Below are 17,710 nucleotides of genomic sequence, written 5' to 3'. Positions count from 1 at the left end.
ACCGGATCATTGCCACAGCATGATCCCGAAAAGTGGGAACCGGTTTTCGGATAAGATCATGCGAAACTAAAGCGGAATGGTGTCGTGCTTCTTCCATGGCGTGCTTTGCTGCTTGTTGCGCAGGCTGGCAAAAGCGCGGGCAATGCGGCGGCGCGAGGAATGCGGCATGATGACTTCGTCGATAAATCCGCGTTCAGCGGCCACGAACGGATTGGCGAAACGCTCCTCATATTCCTTCGTGCGCGCGCCAATTTTCTCAACGTCACCCAGTTCAGAACGATAGAGAATTTCCGTTGCACCCTTGGCGCCCATGACTGCGATTTCCGCCGTCGGCCACGCATAATTGATGTCAGCACCGATATGTTTCGAGGCCATCACGTCATAGGCCCCGCCATAGGCCTTGCGCGTGATGAGCGTGACCATGGGAACAGTTGCCTGGCTGTAAGCGAAGAGCAGCTTTGCGCCGTGCTTGATGACCCCGCCATATTCCTGTGCCGTGCCTGGCAGGAAGCCCGGAACATCCACCAGGGTCAGAAGAGGGATATTGAAGGCATCGCAAAAGCGAACAAAGCGGGCAGCCTTGCGCGATGAATCGATATCGAGGCAACCGGCAAGCACCATAGGCTGATTTGCAACCACACCGATGGTCTGTCCGTCCATACGGATGAAGCCGGTAATGATGTTTTTCGCAAAAGATTCCTGAATTTCAAAGAAATCACTCTCATCGGCCAGTGCGTGGATAAGCTCCTTCATGTCGTAGGGCTTGGTGGCACTATCCGGAATCAGTGTGTCGAGCCGCATTTCAAGCCGCGCCGGATCATCGAATACCGGGCGTACAGGAGGCTTTTCACGATTGTTGAGCGGCAGGAAGTCGAACAGAATGCGGACCTGTTCCAGCGCTTCAATATCGTTCTCAAAAGCGCCGTCGGCGACCGATGATTTTCTGGTGTGAGTCGATGCACCGCCCAGTTCTTCAGCGGTGACAATCTCGTTGGTGACGGTTTTCACCACGTCCGGGCCCGTCACGAACATATAGGAACTATCTCGTACCATGAAGATGAAGTCGGTCATGGCGGGTGAATAGACCGCACCGCCCGCGCAGGGGCCCATGATGACCGAGATCTGCGGCACCACACCGGATGCGTCGGCGTTGCGCTTGAACACGTCGGCATAGCCCGCAAGCGAAGCGACGCCTTCCTGAATGCGGGCGCCGCCGGAATCATTGAGGCCAATGACCGGCGCGCCGTTCTTCATGGCCATATCCATGATCTTGCAGATTTTCTGCGCGTGCGTTTCGGACAGCGAGCCGCCCAGGACAGTAAAATCCTGGCTGAACACATAGACCTGGCGGCCATTGATCGTGCCCCAGCCCGTTACTACACCATCACCGGCGACTTTTTGCTTTTCCATGCCGAAATCGGTGCAGCGATGAGTGACATACATGTCGAACTCCTCGAACGATCCTTCGTCGAGAAGCACTTCGATCCTTTCGCGGGCAGTAAGCTTGCCCTTCGCATGTTGGGCATCGATACGGCGCTGACCGCCGCCAATGCGAGCTTCCGCACGGCGGGCTTCGAGTTGTTCAAGAAGTTCCTGCATAAAGTCCCCATTTTTTGGGCGGCCTTTGGAAGGCGAGTTATGAAACTGAAAAGATAGTCTTTTTCTCCTTCCTGCTTAAAATCCGAAGGGCCTCCGGAAAAGCTTGAAAAGGTGCGATTGTGTAAGATATAAATTTGCAAATAGCGAAATGCGAATTTGCAAAAATGGCACCCAGAAAACTTTATATCGGCAGAAAGATCCGCGAAATACGCGAGCAGCATAAGGCAACCCAGTCGGGATTCGCTGAACGCCTTGGTATTTCAACGAGTTATCTCAATCAGATCGAGAATAATCAGCGACCTGTTTCTGCAGCGGTCTTGCTGGCGCTGGCTGAAAACTATCAGATCGATATAGGTGCCATTTCGCTCGGCGATGACGACCGGTTGCTTTCAGCGGTTTCAGAGGCATTGGCCGATCCTGTTTTCGACAACTACAAGCCGAACTTACAGGAACTGAAGCTCATTACGCAAAATGCGCCGGGTCTGGCCCATGCACTGATTGCCTGTCATCAAGCCTATCGTCGTAACAGTGAGCAGCTTGCCAGTCTGGACAACCAATTGGGTCGCGCTCCATCCACTGCCGAGCCTGCACCTTACGAGGAAGTTCGCGACTTTTTCCATTTTATCGACAATTACGTACATGAGATTGATATTGCAGCAGAAAAGCTCGCTAGCGAACTGGATATTCCGGGGAGAGACATCGGCGTGGCTTTGCCGCAATATATGGAGGAGCGTCACCGGGTGCGTGTTGCACGCGCTGGACCCGAGGAGGCAATTCTGCGCCGGTTTGATCCTGTTGCGCGAGTACTATATCTCAATCCCTATTCACCAGCTTCTACCCGTAATTTCCAGATCGCGTTCCAGATCGCTGAATTGGAAATGGAAGAACTCGTGAGCACGATTGCCCAGCGGGCAGATTTTCGGTCTGCTGAAGCCGTCGAAATCTGTAAAATTGGTCTGCGCAACTATTTTGCCGGGGCGCTGGTGTTGCCCTATCAAACATTTCTCTCCGCTGCGAAGGAACTGCGCCATGACCTGGAACTATTGGCATCACGTTTCGGCGCGAGTCTGGAGCAGATCGCGCATCGTCTCAGTACGTTGCAGCGTTCCGGCCAGCGAGGTGTACCGGTATTTTTTGCCCGCATAGACCGGGCTGGAAATATTACGAAGCGGCACAGCGCCGCCAAGCTGCAATTTGCCCGCTTTGGGGCTGCGTGCCCCCTGTGGAATGTGCATCAGGCATTCGAGACACCGGGGCGGATCATTCGACAACTCGCTGAAACACCGGATGGTGCGCGTTACCTTTGCGTTGCGACAGAGCTGACCAAGAGCGAAGGGGGGTTCAACGCGCCCCAGCGTCGCTATGCCATCGCTCTTGGTTGTGAGGTGGCCTATGCGCAGGATTTTGTCTATGCGGATGGGCTCGACATTGCGGTGCGCTCTGCCTTCGACCCGATCGGTGTTTCCTGTCGTATTTGCGAGCGCGCTGAATGCGTGCAACGGGCCGTTCCGCCGCTTAAAAGCAGATTGGCGGTCGATCACGACCGCCGCGGAATTTTGCCTTATCGTTTGCTCTGAAGATCAGAAGCCAGCGTGTTCCTTGAGGAACTCAGCTTCCTCATGAGTCGTATCACGCCCAAGCACCGTGTTGCGATGGGGGAAGCGTCCAAAGCGTTCGATGATATCGTGATGCTGCCGGGCGAAGCCGAGCGAAAATTCATCACCGAGTTTTTCATAGAGGTCGACACAACGCTTCTGATCGCCCAGATGTTCGCTATGCATGAACGGCAGATAGAAGAACTGGCGCTGTTCCGGCGACAGCTTCCGGTCGAAATCATGATCGAGTGCCTGCGCCGCCACATCACGGGCTAATCCGTCGCTTTCGAAAGAGCGGGGCGAGCCACGGAACATATTGCGCGGAAACTGGTCGAACAGAATGGTGAGCGCAAGCGCGCTTTCCGGCTGCTGTTTCCAATGTTCGAGCTTGTCGGCGCGGGCATCTTCATAAGTCGTTAAAAATTTCTCACGAATTTCAGCGTCGATCTCGTCGCTTTTGGTGAACCAATTTTCCCGCATCTTGGGCGAAAACCAGAAATCGAGAACGTCCTTGGATGCGATAGCCATATCAGGCCTCCTCTGGTTTTATTGTGCTGGCTGGTTTGTACCTTCCGGCTGCGGGCAGGGCGGTTCGCCCTTGAAATTGCGCGACATACAGGCGAATCGATCAAAGCTCTTGCCTGTGTCCATAGCGGCCTTGCCAGCTCCCCCGCACCCGGCAAGAACGGCCAGAGAAATCAGAATAGCGAAGTTTTTCATGGGGGTCCTTTCAGGCGCCATGTTATCTACTTCTATAATAAGGATCGCAATCTCCAGCCGCAACCGCCCGGCAGCGATCAACTAACCTCTGCCGCGATAGTTGGGCACACCCTGTTCCGGTATCCAGACATTTTGCGGTGCTGCTCCGGTTTGGAAGAAAACGTCGATGGGAATGCCGCCGCGCGGATACCAATAACCGCCGATCCTGAGCCATTCCGGCTCCAGTAACTCTACAAGGCGTTTGCCGATGGTCACCGTACAATCTTCATGGAACGCGCCGTGATTGCGGAAGGAAAACAGGAACAGTTTCAGGGATTTGCTTTCCACCAGCCATTGAGCGGGAACGTAGTCGATCACCAGATGCGCGAAATCTGGCTGACCGGTCATAGGACAGAGCGAGGTGAATTCAGGTGCTGTGAAGCGAACACAGTAAGGCGTTCCAGCTTGCGGATTTGCGACCCGTTCAAGGACGGCCTCATCCGGAGCGTGCGGTATCGAAGTGTTGGAGCCGAGCTGCTTTAGGTCAGAATATATTGTCTTTTCAGACATTTGCGTGCCTTTTTTCAAGCCACGGTGCAGTCTTGTAGCGCATTATCGCGCTTGTCCTTGTTTTGTCCGGGTAGGCTGCGACCGGTGGCAAATTGCCAGTGACGGGGAGCTAGCAGACCATGCCTTTCTCGTAAAGAGCGTAAACAAAAGCCCGCGCATTGAGCGCGGGCATAAATGCCGGAAGAGTCTTGCTGTCTAGCGTCGGTCGGAAATGGCGCAGCCGATAGCAACGCCAATAAGAATACCAAGGAGCCCCGCAGTCCCGAAAAGCGTCGTGGCCGTGCCCGGATTTTCACGAACGGTTTCGGCAACCACCTGGCCGCGTTCACGCACCGCCTGAGCTGCATGACGGAAACGACCGGACGCATCATCCATGGCATCTTCCGCACGTTCCCTTAATTCGCTGGAATTTGACGCCAACGATTTTGAAAGACGCTTCAGTTCGGTGCGCATATCGGCGATCTGCTTTTCGAGAGCCTGCTGGATGTCGTTTGTGATCTTTTCGTCGGCCATTTGAAGTCTCCGTTGAATTGATAACGATAAAACGAGTGAAAACGCGTTCGGTTCCATGCCGCGACCATGCGGTTAACAAACATGGTAAACCGCTCGTAAACCATTTTAATTTAATCTTTTCGAATACAAGAACAATCTGGAGCGGGGCCAGAATGTATATCGAAAAAGATGCGGTTTTTGGCGGTCGCGAACCGGTAGCTGCGCGTGTTGTCCGTGCAGCTCAATTGGCCAGACAATGTGTCGATCAGTTTCAGCCAGACCGTGTTCGTGCACAGGCTGAAGCGGCTTTGACGCTCCTGCTCGATGATCCTTCTCCGAAGGTTCGTATGGCGATGGCTGACGTGCTTTCGACCAGCGTGCATTCGCCTCTGCATATTATAACCGTGCTTGCCGCTGACCAGCCTGAAGTAGCGGGATATATTCTTGCGCGTTCGACGCTTCTGAGCGATGCCGATCTGATCGATCGTGTGGCGTACGGCGCCTCCTCGATGCAGGTTCTCGTTGCGGCCCGTCCTCATGTTTCGCTCGCAGTCGCTGCAGCAATTGCAGAAGTTGGAGATAGTGAGGCAGTCGCGGAAATGCTGTTTAACAGTTGCGCCCGTATCGCTTCGGTTTCGTTTCGACGCATAAGTGAACGCTGTGGGCATGACGCTCTCGTGCGGGAGGCTTTGCTGGCTCATCCGCATCTTCCCGCAGAATGTCGTCATCTTTTGGCAGTGAAAGTCGGTGAGGTTTTGCAATCTCTGCCACTGGTGAAATTGCTTCTAGGGGAGCGCCGCGCCAATAAGGTAGTAAGTGATGCGACGGCTCGCGCATCGATGCAACTGGCAGAAAACTGTTCACATGAGGAGTTGCCGGCGCTGGTCGAACATTTGCGTCTGCGTGGTGAAATAACGACCAGTTTTGTCATCCGTGCTGTTGCAGGAGGTCGTGTAGATTTTTTTGCGAGCCTGATCGGTGCACTTTCCGATCTTGATGATGCCCGGATTTGCGCGATTATTTCCGGCGGACGTCCGGCGGCTCTTGCAGCGTTGTTACGCTCTGCCGGATTAAGCGATGCCACGCACACGCCCCTGATTGTTGCCATCGAAGCCTGGCGGGCCGTTGCGGCCGGTCGAAAGCGGATGGGCGCTGCTGAAATATCGGCTCTTATGTGTGAGGCTGTTGGGCGCGGCCGGTTTGCTGCCGCCAATGATGATCTGGCGGCATTATTGCGTTCGATCCATCTGGAATTCATGCGGGAAACGGCGAGGGATAGACTGCAAGCTATTCCCGCAGCCTGATCAGTTTTGCTGCCGAAAAGGGCGGATAAGGCTGAGGCTGTAGCCGACCGCAATGCCGAATGCAGCTCCGGCAGCCTTGAAAACAAAGTCTATGAATTCGCCGTGACGTCCTGGCGCCAGACGTTGCATCAATTCAAAAAGCGCAGCGCAGCCGACCGTTAGCAGAAGTACGCCCATCCAGTGGCGAGGATAGGCGAGGGCAAATAAGGCCCCCACCAGAAAGAAAGCAACAAAGCGCTCCAGATCTGCAGATTCACCTGTTATCGGACGGAACTTTATTGGGCTGATCGTTACCGCAAGGATGGCCAGAAGTACCATCCAGGCGCCAATGCGCAAAAATCGCTTCATGAGAGCGCCTTTATTCGTCCGTGTATTCGCCAGGTGGTTCGTCTCGCTTGGGGTCACCACAACGCTGGTACATTCGGTCGGTTATTGATGTTTTAAGCTGGTTGCCGAATGGCAACTCATAATGGGAAATGACATCGACGCCCATACACCATTTAACGTCGTGAGGCGACAGGCCATAATTGGTTTCGAGAAAACCTAACGCGTAATTCATGCCCTCATCGCATTGGTCCGTCTTGCAGAAATTGCCGTCTCTGGCGAGCTGACGAATCGAGCCTTCCCCGATCTTGACCACGATTGGTTCAACGGCAAAAGGTGCAGCACCTATCACCGCGATAACCACAAGACCGATTAAAGTAAATTTTATAGAGCGCCGCATGAATCGCCGTTTGTAAATGGTTCCGCAAGTTCATAACGCATGAGCGGCAATATCATGGCAAGTCGTAATCAACGGCAAACCAACTGAAATGCGGTGTTCTCTGGTCAATGCTCTTCGGAAAGGCATTTATCGCTTCTGCTGATACGTGAAGCCGGTGATCCCATTTTCTGACCAGATTGTAGCTAGGTGTATTTTAGTTTGTTCGGTTTAATGTTGACTTTTACGTAAATGCAGGACCACAACGTTAAGCTCTAAAACTAATTCGGTGTAGAGCCCGGTCCGCTCGATACAAGGCAGGAATGTTGTGGTGCGCGAATATTATACGATTACAGAGCTGACACGCGAGTTCGGTATTTCAACTCGTACTTTGCGCTTCTACGAAGATGAAGGCTTGATTGCTCCTGTGAGACGCGGTCGCACGCGATTGTTTCGCCCTGCCGACCGTCATCTCCTGAAGCAGATACTGCGCGGCAAGAGGCTCGGATTTTCCATCGCCGAAATTCACGAGATCATCCAGATGTATCGTGAGCCGCCCGGTGAGACAGGACAGTTGAAGTTGCTCATGAAGCGCATCGAAGAAAAACGTGGAGACCTTCGTCAGAAGCGGCGCGATATTGATGAAACGCTCGGCGAACTCGATCAGATCGAAGAATCCTGCATCGAGCGTCTTGCCGAACTCGGCGTCAATACCTGATCAGTTTTACTGAGCGTCGGGCACTGGAGAGCATATCTGTGCGATATCCTGGACCGTACTGTTGTTTTCCTGGTCGATCTTGCCGCTGAAAACATCGTCGAACAGTTTAGCCTTGTCCAGTTCGGTTACGACGCAGTCGCAGAACTGCTGACATAGCTGTTCGCCGCCATTCTGCAGGCATGCGGCCACGCAGGATTGTGTGAAAGCTTCACGTGGGGCTGGCAGTGTCGGCGGCATCAGTTGCGAGAACACATAAACGAGCGCGATCAGCACGGGCTGATGAATGAGATAGAAAGCTAGGCTATGCTTACCGATAAATGTCAGCGGCTTTTCAAGAAACTGGGGTTTGACCCCGCCAGCCAATAGCTGGAGCCAGCCAAAGCGCTGAAACATGCGAGCGGCAGCTATACCGACGAGAACTGCTCCGAACCACGGAAACAGGGGCACGTAGTCATTCGAACGCGGCGTCACGGTCGAAAGACCGACCCAGCTTAATGCAGGATGGTTGAAAATATCGGCGCGGGCATAGAGCGGAGCGCTGATGACCAAAGCTGCAACGATTAATGTTGCAATGGCGGGCAGGCGCAGGAAAAGAAGACCGAGCACACTTGCCAGAGCGATCTGGTGAAGGATGCCGAAGAAGATGAAACTGTCTGGCGACATATACCACGTGACGGCTGAGATCGCGGCTGCAGCGACAACGATCTGCGCCAGCCGTTTCGCCATTGGCTTCCAGCGGATGCCGTTGCCATGCGCCAGAACAAGGCTGAAACCGACCAGAAACAGAAAGCTCGATGCAATACAGCGGGCGAAAAGCTTCCATCCGCCGTGAGCAGTCGTGGCGGGAGCCATATAGCCGAAGAACTCAAGGTCCCAGCCGAAATGGTAGATCGCCATAGCGATCAGCGCGATACCACGTGCAATATCAATGCGCCCGAGGCGGACACGAGAGGAAGATGCTGCGGTACCCTGGGTTGCGATATTAGACATGGTTCCTTCCGGCTGGATAGCAACGTCCGGCAGTTTCGATTCCAGGCAAATCTCTAACACAGCCTTTTGCAACACTATAGTATGCTGGCGCACACGGATTCGTGCTGGCACGGGTGCGGGCAGGGTGCTCATATTGGAGAGCTTGGTTGTTTTATAGTCTTTCGAAGATTTTCTGGCTGTTCTTTCAACCTGTCACGATGATCTTCGTTCTCGTCCTCGTTGCTTTTCTCGCTATGTGGTGTCGCTTTCGTCGATTCAGTATGAGCATGCTGGGGTTGTCGATGATCATTTTGTTTTTTGCGGCCTTTACGACACTGGGCGCCGTCCTGCTCGCTCCATTGGAGGACCGTTTCGCAAAGCCGGATGAAATGCCGCCACGCGTGGACGGAATAATCGTTCTTGGCGGCTATATGAACGGTGAGATCAATGCAGGGCGCAAAGGTTTCGAGTTGAATAGTGCTGCTGACCGCATTTTTGAAGCAATGCGGCTGGCGAGGCTATACCCGGATGCTAAAGTCATTGTCTCCGGTGGTGAAGGCGCCTTTTTTGAAGAATCCGCCAAAGAAGCAGACAGCACACGGAAGATGTTGATTGATCTCGGCTTTTCCGGTGAGCGCTACATTTACGAGAACAAGTCCCGCAACACTGTGGAGAATGCGGTTTTCTCGAAGGAACTGGCCCAGCCGAAGCCGGGGGAAACCTGGCTTCTGGTCACCTCGGCATATCATATGCCTCGATCCGTTGGTTGTTTCCGCAAGGCGGAGTTCAATGTTGTCGCGTGGCCGGTAGATTATAAAACGCGCGCCAGCGAACGTTTTGCTCTCTATCTTGAATCTCCAAACGAGGCACTGTCGCGGTTCAGCGTGGCCATGCGTGAATGGGTTGGGCTCACCGCTTATTGGCTGGCGGGCAAGACAGATATGCTTCTGCCTCAACCCTGATGCCGCATTTCTGCCGTCACTTTAAAGCTTTTATTAAGGTTATCTATCGGTAACTTATTGATAAATAATGTATTCTGGAATGGCGTGTTAGACTTGAAAAATCTGTCGCCGCAATTCGGCCGTTTTTCGTCATTGTGTTCTGGTGATCACGAAGCTATATGGTTGGTAACAGCGTTGTGAAGGACGCTGTGTAAAAGAGTTGCACAATAAGGTTGCCAAAATCTCCATGGACGAAACCGTTCAAAAATCCTGCTGGGGCGTTACGCTTTGGGCAGTCGTTGGTCTCGCTGCTGTCATTCTCATGGCCTATCTGTTCTCCGTTTAGAAGTTAGACGGAGTTACGTATTCCGGAAAATTGATGCCGCATTTCGGCATTCCGTTTGCGTTGTTCCTTTCCTACATTATCTAATAGGGATACGCGGTTTGCGCGTTAGCGACTTTTTGCCGATTTTTGTCTAGAATAGACGATTGGGCAAATCGCGGGCGGTGCTGCGATCAGGAATCAATCAGCCGCATGACGGGCTGTAGAGGGTGTGGAATGTTTCTGTCGGTTTTCGATCTTTACAAGATTGGCATTGGGCCTTCCAGTTCGCATACGATGGGCCCGATGACGGCTGCCCGCCTGTTTCTCAACGAGGTAATCGGCGGAAACTGGCCAAGGCCCGCGCATTCGAAAATCCACCGACTGAAAGCGAGCCTGCACGGCTCTCTGGCTTATACCGGTGTCGGGCACGCAACTGATCGGGCCGTTATTCTGGGGCTCTGCGGTCATCTGCCGGATACGATTGATCCGGATATTATGGATGTCGAAGTCGAAAAGGTTTTCGCTGATAAGAAAGTGAACCCTGGCGGACATCCAGTCTATCATTTCGACCCGAAGGCCGACCTCGTGCTGGATCGGAAGACGCCTTTGCCGGGACATGCCAATGGCATGGCTTTCTCCGCTTTCGATGCCGATGACAACCTCCTGCTGCGTCGGGCATATTTCTCCATCGGCGGCGGCTTCGTCGTGACCGAAGAAGAGTTGAGCCGAGTGCAGCGCAGCGGCGCGAAGCGAGACGACAAGGCCGACGTGCCGTTTCCGTTCCGCAACGCTGCTGAAATGCTTGAAATGGCCCATGATAGCGGGCTGTCGATTGCAGAAATGAAGCGGGCCAATGAAGAAAAACATATGGTACGCGGTGATCTGGATAGCGGTCTTGATCGCATTTGGGGAGCCATGCGCGGCTGTATCGAACGTGGGCTGAGCCGGGACGGTGTCATGCCTGGTGGTTTGAACGTGCGCCGTCGGGCTCGACAGCTTCACGATAAGCTGCAGGACGACTGGCGCAACAACCGCAGCAATCCGCTTCTGGCGAATGATTGGCTGTCTGTTTATGCCATGGCCGTCAATGAGGAAAATGCCTCCGGCGGCAGGGTTGTGACAGCACCGACGAACGGCGCTGCGGGCGTGGTGCCGGCGGTTCTACGCTATTATCTGCATTTTCATGATGATGCCGATCAGAAAGGCATCCGCGATTTTCTCCTGACATCTGCTGCTATTGGCGGTGTCATCAAGCACAATGCATCGATTTCGGGCGCCGAGGTCGGCTGCCAGGGCGAAGTTGGATCAGCATCCGCGATGGCTGCCGCCGGACTCGCTGCTGTTCTGGGCGGTTCGCCGGAACAGATTGAGAATGCCGCCGAAATTGCTCTGGAACACCATCTTGGCATGACGTGTGACCCGGTTGCCGGGCTTGTGCAGGTGCCGTGTATCGAGCGTAATGCACTCGGTGCTGTGAAGGCAGTAACTGCGGCATCGCTTGCCGTAAAGGGCGATGGGAAGCATTTTGTGCCTCTCGACGCCTGTATCGAGACCATGCGTCAAACCGGTCACGATATGAGTGAGCGTTACAAGGAGACCAGTCAGGGCGGTCTTGCCGTGAACGTCGTCGCCTGTTGATTCGCGATTCTGGACAGAATGCCATTCTTCAGGCTTGAAGCTTGCATTCGTCTTGGCTAAATCACCATTATGGCTCTCAATCTCGTCAAACTTTGCGTCGGCTGTGACAGTATCGAAGATCTCGCAGCGTGGATCGATTTCCGTCTAGCGGAACAGCGCGCCGCCGGTCTGGTGCCGGAGCAATTTCATACAACGAGAATGGTGCCGAAACGAATCGATGAACTGCTGGAAGGCGGCTCCCTCTACTGGGTTATCAAGGGCAACGTCCAATGCCACCAGCGTTTACTGGATGTCCGTCCGTTCACGGATAACGAGGGTATCAACCGCTGCCACCTTGTTCTGGAGCCCAAGGTTATTCCGACCGAGTGGCAGCCGCGTCGTGCCTTTCAGGGATGGCGCTATCTTAAAGAAAATGAAGTACCGCGTGATGAGGCGGCCGGAAAAACGGGCAGGGCTGCCTTGCCGGCAGAGTTGCGTCAGGAACTGGCTGCGCTGGGCCTGCTTTGAATACCTGTTTTAACGCGCATCCTATCCGAAAACCGTTTCATACTTTTCGGGATGCGCTCAAAAAAAGCCTGCCGGATAATCGGCAGGCCTTTTTATATTTCATAAGTCAGTTGATCAGCTTTCTATCGTCAGGCGTACAGAAACTCTGTCAAAATTGACCGGCAAAGTCATACGCATGGACGCCCGTGGCTGCACCAGTCGCTTGTTGCGTGCAGCATGGCAGACGAGCAATCCGACCAAATCTTTGGTCTGGAAGCCGCCGCCGCGTCGCGTATCGGCAATTCGCAGCGCAGCCTGTTTCAGCCCTTGCACCGAGAACAATGCACCGAACGCTGAAGTCTTGCCTTCGTCGTGTGTCCAGTCAGCAGTTTTGAAGGGCGGCTGACCGTAAGTTTCTCTTATATTTGACATCTCGAAACCCTCTACGCACTACAAATTCGGGTTTGAAGCTGGCAACGAGGGGGCAAAGCCCCTCGCAATCGATTAGTTCGCGACTGCATAGCAGCCGAAATTTTTCTTTTTCAGCGATGTGCATGCATCCCATGCAGCCTGCTTGGAAGAGAAGCCAACAAAGCGTGCGCGGTAGAAAGTTGCGCTGCCCTTGTTGAACGTCTCGGTATAGGGGGAGGCTGTGCGCAAGGTGCCGCCTGCTGTTGCAGAAGCCTTGGCCAGCATGTCCCGTGCCTGGCCTTCGCTCGGCAAAGAGCCAATCTGGATTGCCCAGCCGCCGGTAGCAGGTGCGGAAGCGGTCGTAACCGGGTCGACATCCTGCGCTTGCGCTGACGGGACAGCGGCCTTCGGGGTTGGGCGAATAGCGGCCTGTGCGGCAAGAGCAGCAGGACGTGCGGTTGGTGCGGCAAGCGCCAGAATCTGGGGCTGGTCGCTGTCGCCTTCACCGTTTTCGTTGTTGATGACATCTTCCACAGCGGCAACCTGACGGGTTACTGGAACCGGTGCATTCTTGGCCTTGGGAAGATCTATTGAAGCAATAACCTGCGGTGCGTCGTTACGCATTGCGACCAGCGGTGCAGCGTTACGGCTACGCGTTGCCATCGGGAGATATTTACGGATGAGCTGAGCCATATGGGCATCGCGGCTTGCACCGGTATTGCCACCCATAACGACAGCTACGAGCCTGCGACCATCCAGGCTGACTGAGGAGGCCAGATTGTAGCCAGATGCGTTGGTGTAGCCGGTCTTGATGCCGTCCACGCCTTCAACGCGGCCGAGCAAACGATTGTGACCGTTGATGGTTTGTCCGCGGAAAACGAAACTACGACGTGAAAAATAGGAGAATTCATTCGGGAAATGCTGGCGAAGCGCAATGCTGAGGATTGCCATGTCGCGTGCTGTGGTGTGCTGCGCCATATTAGGCAAGCCGGATGCGTTGCGGAATGTCGTGTTGCGCATGCCCAGGCGACGTGCCTTAGATGTCATCATCTGAGCGAAACGTTCTTCGGAGCCACCGAGATATTCACCAACAGCGGTTGCTACGTCGTTCGCCGATTTCGTGATCATGGCAAGCGCTGCATCTTCAGCGCGAATGCTCTGGCCCGGACGGAATCCGATTTTTGTAGGCGGACGCGCGGCAGCATAAGAGGACACCGGGATAGGTGTGTCCTTGTTCATACGGCCGGCCTGCATTGCCTCGAACAGCATGTACAGGGTCATCATTTTCGTGAGAGAGGCAGGGTAACGCTGGGCATCTGCATTCGAGGCAAAAAGTGTCTTGCCGGTATTCGCATCGATTACGATAGCTGCATATCTATCGCTTGCCGCTATTGCCGGTATCGTTGTCGAAGCTGTAGAACACCCCGTTACAACTGCAAGGAGAAGGGTGGCTTGCGCCGCTCTTTTCAAGGCGTATGCGACTTTACTAAATGCGGTACGCACGATGATGACCTACCTGTATCCCGGATTTTTTAAACTGCGGCACAAAAGGCACACAGCGTCTAATTCGGTGATCCTACTGCCATCAGCGTTACCAATCCGTTTATGGTAACTGCGTTGTTCATAAATTTCGAAAAAAAATTGAAATGGCCGTGGTGTCGTGATCGATCAAAGTATGATCGTTTCGATCACTCACGCAGATGTGTCATTCAAATGTGGCTTCAGCATCGGTGAAAGGAAGTTGTGTCCGCACACAAAAAAACTCGCTTGCGCGAGTTTAGTTTTGCTGCTGTCTTGTCTGGGTGGAAGATGTCGAGGCAGCTCTTTGAAATTAGTAGGTTTTAAAAGACAATTTCCAATATTATACGAAATTCGTTTATTAATTTTTTGCTTATTGATCAAATTTAGTATTTTTTCCGTATTTCCGAAACAGCAATTTTTATTCCGCTTTCTATAGGGTGGAATTTTTTACGTCCAATTATTGTAGCTTATATTTATGAGGACTGAGTTTCCCTAGCTATTTTACATAGCGTTGTCGCGCCAAGGCCTATCGTTCGGACAATACCATATAACTGTGTCAAGCCTCGTTATTGCAATAAGTCCCGGTTGCAAGTGCCAATGAAGGGCTTAAAATCACCACATGACGACCTACATAATAGGGCAAGTTGGGTCAGGCAGATGGGCATCCGGGTAATAGGTTTCATGAGGCATCTTGATATAGTCATGCAAAGCAAGACTGACGGCGGAAATGGTCCGGAAAACGGCACCGTTGTGGTCACGCGTACACAGCCGAAGACCAAGAAGCCCAGCCTTTATCGTGTCCTGCTCCTCAACGACGACTACACACCCATGGAGTTCGTCGTTCATGTCCTGCAGCGGTTCTTCCAGAAGAACCAGGATGATGCCACGCGCATCATGTTGCATGTTCACAATCATGGGGTCGGCGAGTGCGGCGTATTTACATACGAAGTCGCCGAAACCAAAGTCAGCCAGGTCATGGATTTCGCCCGCCAAAACCAGCATCCGCTGCAATGCGTGATGGAGAAAAAGTGAGGTCATATGCCATCGTTCTCCCCAAGCCTTGAAAGGGCCCTGCATCAAGCCCTCACAATAGCAAACGAGCGGCATCACGAATATGCGACGCTCGAACATCTTTTGCTTGCCTTGATCGACGATCAGGATGCGGGCGCAGTGATGCGTGCCTGCAGCGTCGACCTGGAGCATCTCAAACGTATCGTTACCGATTATATTGATCGCGAACTTGATAACCTCGTTACAGGTTATGACGAAGATTCCAAACCAACTGCCGCTTTCCAGCGCGTCATTCAGCGCGCGGTCATTCATGTACAGTCCTCGAATCGTGAGGAAGTGACCGGTGCCAATGTGCTTGTCGCCATCTTTGCGGAACGGGAAAGTCATGCTGCCTATTTCCTCCAGGAACAGCAGATGACCCGTTACGATGCCGTGAACTATATCTCGCACGGTATTTCAAAACGCCCGCAAAGCAGCGAAACCCGCCCACCGCGTGGCGCAGAGAGCGCAAGCGAAGAGCGGACAAGCACTGAACAGGAAGAAAGCACCAAGAAGAAGCAGGACGCGCTGTCTGCCTATTGCGTCAATCTGAATGAAAAGGCAAAGGCCGGACGCATCGATCCGCTGATCGGGCGTGACAGCGAAATCAGCCGTACCATTCAGGTGCTTTGCCGCCGTTCGAAGAACAACCCGCTTTATGTGGGTGACCCCGGCGTTGGCAAAACCGCCATTGCCGAAGGGCTTGCCAAGCGGATTGTCGAAGGACAAGTGCCAGAGGCTCTCGCTGATGCGACTATTTTCTCGCTCGACATGGGCACGCTTCTGGCGGGCACGCGCTATCGCGGTGATTTCGAAGAACGTCTGAAGCAGGTCGTCAAGGAACTCGAAGAGTATCCGGGTGCGGTCCTGTTCATCGACGAAATTCACACTGTGATTGGTGCTGGCGCTACTTCGGGTGGTGCAATGGATGCATCGAACCTGTTGAAGCCCGCGCTTTCATCAGGTGCTATCCGTTGCATCGGATCGACGACCTATAAGGAATATCGTCAGTTCTTCGAGAAGGACCGTGCCTTGGTGCGCCGTTTCCAGAAGATTGATGTCAATGAGCCTTCGATCCCGGATGCGATTGAAATCATGAAGGGGCTGAAGCCTTATTTCGAGGATTTCCACAAGGTCAAATACACTGTCGATGCAATCAAGACGGCGGTGGAATTGTCTGCGCGTTATATTTCGGACCGCAAGCTGCCTGACAAGGCAATCGATGTGATTGACGAAACCGGTGCCAGCCAGATGCTGTTGCCGGAGAACAAGCGCAAGAAGACCATCGGTGTAAAGGAAATCGAGGCGACAATCGCAACGATGGCCCGTATCCCGCCCAAGTCGGTATCGAAGGATGACGAACAGGTTCTGTCGCATCTGGATGCTGAATTGAAGCGGGTCGTCTATGGTCAGGATCTGGCGATCGAAGCGCTGTCGGCCTCGATCAAACTCGCTCGTGCTGGCTTGCGTGAACCGGACAAGCCAATCGGCTCCTACCTGTTCTCCGGCCCGACCGGCGTCGGTAAGACGGAAGTGGCTAAACAGTTGGCGAGCTCGCTCGGTGTGGAACTTCTGCGTTTTGATATGTCGGAATATATGGAGCGTCATACCGTATCGCGACTCATCGGTGCGCCTCCCGGCTATGTCGGCTTCGATCAGGGCGGCCTTCTGACAGATGGTGTGGATCAGCATCCGCATTGCGTGCTGCTGCTCGATGAAATCGAGAAGGCTCATCCGGATCTGTTCAACATTCTGTTGCAGGTGATGGATCACGGTTCGCTGACCGATCACAACGGCAAGAAGATCGATTTCCGCAATGTGATTTTGATCATGACCACCAATGCCGGTGCGTCGGATATGGCAAGGGCGGCGATCGGCTTCGGTTCGACCCGGCGTGAAGGCGACGATATGGAAGCGATCAACCGGCTGTTCACGCCGGAGTTCCGCAACCGTCTCGATGCGATCATTCCGTTCGGTCCGCTGCCTGTTCCTGTCATTCACCAGGTCGTGCAGAAGTTTGTGCTTCAGCTTGAGGCACAGCTTGCTGAACGGGGTGTGACCTTTGAACTGACCGAGGGCGCAATCGCCTGGCTTGCGGACAAGGGCTATGACGAGCGCATGGGTGCACGTCCGCTTGCCCGTGTTATCCAAGAGCACATCAAGAAGCCATTGGCCGATGAAGTGCTGTTTGGAAAGCTCAAGCATGGCGGCACAGTCCGTGTGGATGTCGTGACCAAGCCGGACGGAAAAACCGATCTTTCGCTTGAAAGCGTGGCTGATAAGCCGGTAAGCCCGAAGAAGGACATTCCGGCTGAAAAGAAGCTGCCGCAGCGCAAAAAGGCTGCGCCAAAGAAGGCCGAGAAAGAAAAGGTGCTGGCAGGCAAGGTTGAGCCGGTATCCAAAACCTCTTCAAAGGCTTCGCCCGCAAAATCGTCGGTGCCGAAAGTGCCGCGCAAAAAATAATGAGCAATCGGAACGGCCCTCTCTGAGGGCCGTTTTGTTTTGAGCACGAGACTGGCGTGAACGAAAACTGAGGTTTTCCGAGCTGGGCGGTAAAAACCGGGTGCAACTTGCTCGGACCTTGCTCTAACGTGGCTCCATGCCACCGATTCATTCCGATCATCCCGAACAAAATCTAGAAGATCATCGTCACATACGATGGTTCTTGCGCGGTTGTACGCGCATTTGCAGT

The 17,710-nt window shown here is 53.7% G+C and carries 18 protein-coding genes; 8 read left to right on the top strand and 10 right to left on the bottom strand.

Annotated features, from left to right (window positions below):
* Positions 1–66 precede the first annotated feature (66 nt).
* Positions 67–1,599, bottom strand: coding sequence for an acyl-CoA carboxylase subunit beta (locus tag FIB18_RS14705; protein ID WP_140021426.1), 1,533 nt, complete (start codon positions 1,597–1,599; stop codon positions 67–69).
* 164 nt (positions 1,600–1,763) lie between these two features.
* Here FIB18_RS14705 and FIB18_RS14700 point away from each other — a divergent pair, with 164 nt between their 5' ends.
* On the top strand, positions 1,764–3,176 hold the full coding sequence (locus FIB18_RS14700) for a helix-turn-helix domain-containing protein (RefSeq protein WP_140021425.1): 1,413 nt from the start codon (positions 1,764–1,766) through the stop codon (positions 3,174–3,176).
* A 3-nt stretch (positions 3,177–3,179) separates the two neighbouring features.
* Here FIB18_RS14700 and FIB18_RS14695 read toward each other — a convergent pair whose 3' ends face one another.
* From FIB18_RS14695 to FIB18_RS14685, 4 genes are all read right to left on the bottom strand, one after another.
* Positions 3,180–3,722, bottom strand: coding sequence for a DUF924 family protein (locus FIB18_RS14695; RefSeq protein ID WP_140021424.1), 543 nt, complete (start codon positions 3,720–3,722; stop codon positions 3,180–3,182).
* 18 nt (positions 3,723–3,740) lie between these two features.
* Complete coding sequence (locus FIB18_RS25005) at positions 3,741–3,914, bottom strand: hypothetical protein (RefSeq protein WP_168436463.1); 174 nt, start codon at positions 3,912–3,914, stop codon at positions 3,741–3,743.
* An 81-nt stretch (positions 3,915–3,995) separates the two neighbouring features.
* The gene (queF, locus tag FIB18_RS14690) at positions 3,996–4,463 is read right to left on the bottom strand and encodes a preQ(1) synthase (RefSeq protein WP_140021423.1); all 468 of its coding nucleotides are present in this window, start codon (positions 4,461–4,463) and stop codon (positions 3,996–3,998) included.
* Positions 4,464–4,658: 195 nt separating this feature from the next.
* Positions 4,659–4,976, bottom strand: a complete 318-nt coding sequence (locus tag FIB18_RS14685; RefSeq protein ID WP_140021422.1) for a DUF883 family protein — start codon at positions 4,974–4,976, stop codon at positions 4,659–4,661.
* A gap of 152 nt (positions 4,977–5,128) precedes the next feature.
* Between FIB18_RS14685 and FIB18_RS14680 the strand changes: the two genes are divergently transcribed.
* Positions 5,129–6,259: a DUF2336 domain-containing protein gene (locus FIB18_RS14680; RefSeq protein ID WP_140021421.1), complete on the top strand. Its 1,131-nt coding sequence runs from the start codon at positions 5,129–5,131 to the stop codon at positions 6,257–6,259.
* On the opposite strand, the gene FIB18_RS14675 is transcribed toward FIB18_RS14680, so the two are convergent.
* Together FIB18_RS14675 and FIB18_RS14670 are read right to left on the bottom strand one after the other, a co-directional pair.
* Complete coding sequence (locus FIB18_RS14675) at positions 6,260–6,607, bottom strand: VanZ family protein (protein WP_140021420.1); 348 nt, start codon at positions 6,605–6,607, stop codon at positions 6,260–6,262.
* Positions 6,608–6,617: 10 nt separating this feature from the next.
* Positions 6,618–6,983, bottom strand: coding sequence for a hypothetical protein (locus FIB18_RS14670; protein ID WP_140021419.1), 366 nt, complete (start codon positions 6,981–6,983; stop codon positions 6,618–6,620).
* 307 nt (positions 6,984–7,290) lie between these two features.
* Between FIB18_RS14670 and FIB18_RS14665 the strand changes: the two genes are divergently transcribed.
* Positions 7,291–7,677: a MerR family transcriptional regulator gene (locus FIB18_RS14665; RefSeq protein WP_105542043.1), complete on the top strand. Its 387-nt coding sequence runs from the start codon at positions 7,291–7,293 to the stop codon at positions 7,675–7,677.
* A gap of 6 nt (positions 7,678–7,683) precedes the next feature.
* On the opposite strand, the gene FIB18_RS14660 is transcribed toward FIB18_RS14665, so the two are convergent.
* Positions 7,684–8,667: a heparan-alpha-glucosaminide N-acetyltransferase gene (locus FIB18_RS14660; protein ID WP_140021418.1), complete on the bottom strand. Its 984-nt coding sequence runs from the start codon at positions 8,665–8,667 to the stop codon at positions 7,684–7,686.
* A gap of 146 nt (positions 8,668–8,813) precedes the next feature.
* Here FIB18_RS14660 and FIB18_RS14655 point away from each other — a divergent pair, with 146 nt between their 5' ends.
* From FIB18_RS14655 to FIB18_RS14645, 3 genes are all read left to right on the top strand, one after another.
* A complete protein-coding gene (locus FIB18_RS14655; protein WP_140021417.1) occupies positions 8,814–9,608 on the top strand; it encodes a YdcF family protein in 795 nt (264 codons plus the stop codon).
* A gap of 538 nt (positions 9,609–10,146) precedes the next feature.
* Complete coding sequence (locus FIB18_RS14650; protein WP_140021416.1) at positions 10,147–11,550, top strand: L-serine ammonia-lyase; 1,404 nt, start codon at positions 10,147–10,149, stop codon at positions 11,548–11,550.
* A gap of 69 nt (positions 11,551–11,619) precedes the next feature.
* Entirely contained in the window at positions 11,620–12,057 is a 438-nt protein-coding gene (locus FIB18_RS14645; protein WP_140021415.1) for a DUF1489 family protein, read from the top strand.
* 114 nt (positions 12,058–12,171) lie between these two features.
* Here the strand turns inward: FIB18_RS14645 and FIB18_RS14640 are convergent, their stop codons facing one another.
* Both FIB18_RS14640 and FIB18_RS14635 read right to left on the bottom strand, forming a co-directional pair.
* Positions 12,172–12,468, bottom strand: a complete 297-nt coding sequence (locus tag FIB18_RS14640; protein WP_140021414.1) for a hypothetical protein — start codon at positions 12,466–12,468, stop codon at positions 12,172–12,174.
* 72 nt (positions 12,469–12,540) lie between these two features.
* Positions 12,541–13,950 carry a D-alanyl-D-alanine carboxypeptidase family protein gene (locus FIB18_RS14635; protein WP_140021413.1) on the bottom strand — a complete coding sequence of 470 codons (1,410 nt, stop codon included), beginning with the start codon at positions 13,948–13,950 and terminating at the stop codon, positions 12,541–12,543.
* 720 nt (positions 13,951–14,670) lie between these two features.
* Between FIB18_RS14635 and clpS the strand changes: the two genes are divergently transcribed.
* Both clpS and clpA read left to right on the top strand, forming a co-directional pair.
* A complete protein-coding gene (gene clpS / locus FIB18_RS14630; protein WP_061346484.1) occupies positions 14,671–15,000 on the top strand; it encodes an ATP-dependent Clp protease adapter ClpS in 330 nt (109 codons plus the stop codon).
* Positions 15,001–15,006: 6 nt separating this feature from the next.
* Positions 15,007–17,481: an ATP-dependent Clp protease ATP-binding subunit ClpA gene (clpA, locus tag FIB18_RS14625; RefSeq protein ID WP_140021412.1), complete on the top strand. Its 2,475-nt coding sequence runs from the start codon at positions 15,007–15,009 to the stop codon at positions 17,479–17,481.
* Positions 17,482–17,710 lie beyond the last annotated feature (229 nt).

Source organism: Brucella pecoris (assembly GCF_006376675.1).
Lineage (GTDB): Bacteria > Pseudomonadota > Alphaproteobacteria > Rhizobiales > Rhizobiaceae > Brucella > Brucella pecoris.
This window is presented reverse-complemented; position numbering and strand designations above follow the sequence as displayed.

What these genes read in the sequence shown, in the direction of transcription:
- FIB18_RS14705 (WP_140021426.1), bottom strand. Translation starts at nt 1,599, where the DNA reads ATGCAGGAACTTCTTGAACAACTCGAAGCCCGCCGTGCGGAAGCTCGC.
- FIB18_RS14700 (WP_140021425.1), top strand. Translation starts at nt 1,764, where the DNA reads ATGGCACCCAGAAAACTTTATATCGGCAGAAAGATCCGCGAAATACGC.
- FIB18_RS14695 (WP_140021424.1), bottom strand. Translation starts at nt 3,722, where the DNA reads ATGGCTATCGCATCCAAGGACGTTCTCGATTTCTGGTTTTCGCCCAAG.
- FIB18_RS25005 (WP_168436463.1), bottom strand. Translation starts at nt 3,914, where the DNA reads ATGAAAAACTTCGCTATTCTGATTTCTCTGGCCGTTCTTGCCGGGTGC.
- queF (WP_140021423.1), bottom strand. Translation starts at nt 4,463, where the DNA reads ATGTCTGAAAAGACAATATATTCTGACCTAAAGCAGCTCGGCTCCAAC.
- FIB18_RS14685 (WP_140021422.1), bottom strand. Translation starts at nt 4,976, where the DNA reads ATGGCCGACGAAAAGATCACAAACGACATCCAGCAGGCTCTCGAAAAG.
- FIB18_RS14680 (WP_140021421.1), top strand. Translation starts at nt 5,129, where the DNA reads ATGTATATCGAAAAAGATGCGGTTTTTGGCGGTCGCGAACCGGTAGCT.
- FIB18_RS14675 (WP_140021420.1), bottom strand. Translation starts at nt 6,607, where the DNA reads ATGAAGCGATTTTTGCGCATTGGCGCCTGGATGGTACTTCTGGCCATC.
- FIB18_RS14670 (WP_140021419.1), bottom strand. Translation starts at nt 6,983, where the DNA reads ATGCGGCGCTCTATAAAATTTACTTTAATCGGTCTTGTGGTTATCGCG.
- FIB18_RS14660 (WP_140021418.1), bottom strand. Translation starts at nt 8,667, where the DNA reads ATGTCTAATATCGCAACCCAGGGTACCGCAGCATCTTCCTCTCGTGTC.
- FIB18_RS14650 (WP_140021416.1), top strand. Translation starts at nt 10,147, where the DNA reads ATGTTTCTGTCGGTTTTCGATCTTTACAAGATTGGCATTGGGCCTTCC.
- FIB18_RS14645 (WP_140021415.1), top strand. Translation starts at nt 11,620, where the DNA reads ATGGCTCTCAATCTCGTCAAACTTTGCGTCGGCTGTGACAGTATCGAA.
- FIB18_RS14640 (WP_140021414.1), bottom strand. Translation starts at nt 12,468, where the DNA reads ATGTCAAATATAAGAGAAACTTACGGTCAGCCGCCCTTCAAAACTGCT.
- clpS (WP_061346484.1), top strand. Translation starts at nt 14,671, where the DNA reads ATGCAAAGCAAGACTGACGGCGGAAATGGTCCGGAAAACGGCACCGTT.
- clpA (WP_140021412.1), top strand. Translation starts at nt 15,007, where the DNA reads ATGCCATCGTTCTCCCCAAGCCTTGAAAGGGCCCTGCATCAAGCCCTC.